This window comes from Rhizobacter sp. P1_G5 (assembly GCF_056405435.1).
This window is the reverse complement of record NZ_JBFUCB010000791.1, coordinates 1-2,375: the sequence shown is the minus strand read 5'-3', so window position 1 is coordinate 2,375 and position 2,375 is coordinate 1. Positions and strand designations below refer to the sequence as shown.

Sequence of the window (2,375 nt, the reverse complement as noted above, 5' to 3'; positions counted from 1 at the left end):
GTGCCGTTCATCGAGCACCTGCTGCGCACCAGCTTCCTGCCGTCGAGCATCTACCTGATCAGCCGCATGCCGAGCGACCCGCAGGCCGCCGACATCGTGCCGATCACGCTGATCTCGCTCGTGCTGTCGTTCGTTGCGACGCTCTACCCGAGCTGGCGCGCGAGCCGCGTGCAACCGGCGGAGGCGCTGCGCTATGAGTGACGCACGCGAGCTGGTGATCGATGCGCAGGCGCTGCACAAGCGCTTCAGCGAAGGCGGGCTCGACGTGCACGTGCTGCAGGGCGTGGCGCTGAGCGTGCGCGCCGGCGAGACGGTGGCGGTGGTCGGCGCGTCGGGCTCGGGCAAGAGCACGCTGCTGCACCTGATGGGCGGGCTCGAAGCGCCCACCAGCGGCGCGGTGCAGCTGAAGGGCCGCGATTTCTCGCACATGAACGCGGCGGAGCAGGGCGTGTGGCGCAACCGACACCTCGGTTTCGTCTATCAGTTCCACCATTTGCTGCCGGAGTTCACCGCGCTCGACAACGTCGCGATGCCGCTGCGCATCCGCCGGCTGACGCAGCCCGAGGCGCGCGAGCAGGCGCAGGCGGTGCTCGCGCAGGTGGGCCTGGCGGCACGCGTGCAGCATCGGCCGTCGGAGCTGTCGGGCGGCGAGCGCCAGCGCGTCGCGATCGCGCGGGCCTTGGCCGGCAAGCCGGCCTGCGTGCTGGCCGACGAGCCGACCGGCAACCTCGACCGCGAGACGGCCGATGGGGTGTTCGCGCTGATGCTGGAACTCGCGCGCAACCAGGGCACGGCCTTCGTGATGGTCACGCACGACGAGGCGCTGGCGAAGCGCTGTGATCGGGTGCTTCGGTTGAAGCAGGGGCGGCTGGTCGACTGAGTGCCCGCGGTGTCGGTGTGTGTGGCCATCGCGGGAGCGATGGCTGCAGAGACGGACGAAGACATCGTTCACGGTGGAACCGGATCGACCCGTTGGTCACTCATTCGGTGTCCTGATCGTCGACCTGCCATGGGCGGGTTCGGTCGGGGCATGAATGGCCTCCAGGACTTCAAAGGAACCCGACATGAGCACTCCATCGCCAACGACAGGCCGATCGCGGAGCAACTCTTTCAGTTTGCAGGAGGGGCCCGCTGGACAGGAGCGAGGAAGCTTTATCGAGCGCCAATTCAATACCGCCCGAGGTCTCGCACGTTCGTCTTGTGGGTGCGTTGAACGCAATCCGGGACGCGCCATGGTGGCTGCGGGTTTGCCAAGCCTTGGCATGGGCGGGTACCTCCTCAGTCTGCTGAGCGATGAAAACCTTTCCTCTGCTGCGACCCTGGCGGCCATTGCAGGTTTCCTGGTGATGTCGAGCCTTGGAACCGCATTGACTACCCAGGGGGGCGAGCGATGGAGGCAGTCCTGTCAAAACCCAAGTGATCGCGAAGATTCGACAGCCGACGCCGAGGATCCCGACGCTTCAGGCGGTGAGAGACCTTCCGAAGAGTTGCGCGAAGTTCGGGTAGGCGATTCCGATTCGGCTTCTGACGGCTTGCAATCGCTTGATGGGTCACAAGACTCGAAGGGGCTCCCGCCGCAGGAGTGCGATGAGTAGGTGCTTCAACTACAGATCCGCAAAGTGGGTCGATGCGCGGCCGTTGGGATCGAATCTGCGAAGTCAATCACTCATGGAGCGTCCATGACCGGGCACCTGCGATGGGCAACTCCGGTGCGGGTTCGCATTGGTGCCACACGAAATTGGAGCAAGACCTCAAATGTTTGGAAATCTGAACCGGTCGCAACTGCTGACCAACACCCTGGTCACTCTCGACGAGAGCCTGCATATTCAAGAGCATGTGGGCTCGGCCCGTGACGGCATCGGGTTCGTTCGGGATGGCGCCAGGGAATTCCTTGCAGTTCACAACCAAGGCTGGGCCAGAGTCAAACTGTCGATGCTGCCTCCAACGATCGCGTGCGGGCTTGCTGGCTACGAGCCGGGGGTGGGTATCGCGTTGGGGGTCTACGCGCTGATGGTCATTGCCGAGGGCGTTCTCCACAGACCCTCGTCGGCCCCGCCCGAGGCGCCCGTCTCTGTTCCGGACCAACTCTACTTCTATGGTCTGGGAGCCGACGGTCGCCCTGGATTGAGAGGCTGACGGCCTTGCTTGCCGAGCCAGCCTCGAAAGCGTTGTGCTCGAAGCGCAGATCCTATTCGAGGCTTGCCCGCAGCATCCCGGCATAGATCCCGGGCGACGATCCCTCGATCACGACCGCGCCGACCGTCTTCTCGTAGAACGCCTTCGGCCCGGCGCTGCCGATGACTGCGTAGGCATAACCGAGGTCTCGTTGCGCATGCAGCGCGGCCAGCAGCAGCGCCCGCCCGACGCCCTGACCT

At 65.0% G+C, this 2,375-nt stretch carries 3 protein-coding genes and 1 pseudogene; 3 read left to right on the top strand and 1 reads right to left on the bottom strand.

What is annotated here, in order from left to right:
• The 3 genes and pseudogenes from AC1D12_RS31120 to AC1D12_RS31110 form a co-directional block, all read left to right on the top strand.
• Positions 1-201, top strand: a pseudogene (locus AC1D12_RS31120) (lipoprotein-releasing system transmembrane subunit LolC); the annotation flags it as partial.
• Positions 194-880, top strand: a complete 687-nt coding sequence (lolD, locus tag AC1D12_RS31115) for a lipoprotein-releasing ABC transporter ATP-binding protein LolD (RefSeq protein WP_477845060.1) — start codon at positions 194-196, stop codon at positions 878-880. The pseudogene AC1D12_RS31120 and the gene lolD, both read left to right, overlap by 8 nt.
• Positions 881-1,755: 875 nt before the next feature.
• Positions 1,756-2,136 (top strand): hypothetical protein, encoded by a 381-nt coding sequence (locus AC1D12_RS31110; RefSeq protein ID WP_477829162.1) that lies wholly within the window; start codon positions 1,756-1,758, stop codon positions 2,134-2,136.
• Positions 2,137-2,188: 52 nt separating this feature from the next.
• Here the strand turns inward: AC1D12_RS31110 and AC1D12_RS31105 are convergent.
• Positions 2,189-2,375: hypothetical protein (locus AC1D12_RS31105; protein ID WP_477845059.1), on the bottom strand; the 187-nt coding region annotated here is incomplete at its 5' end.

What these genes read in the sequence shown, in the direction of transcription:
- lolD (WP_477845060.1), top strand. Translation starts at nt 194, where the DNA reads ATGAGTGACGCACGCGAGCTGGTGATCGATGCGCAGGCGCTGCACAAG.
- AC1D12_RS31110 (WP_477829162.1), top strand. Translation starts at nt 1,756, where the DNA reads ATGTTTGGAAATCTGAACCGGTCGCAACTGCTGACCAACACCCTGGTC.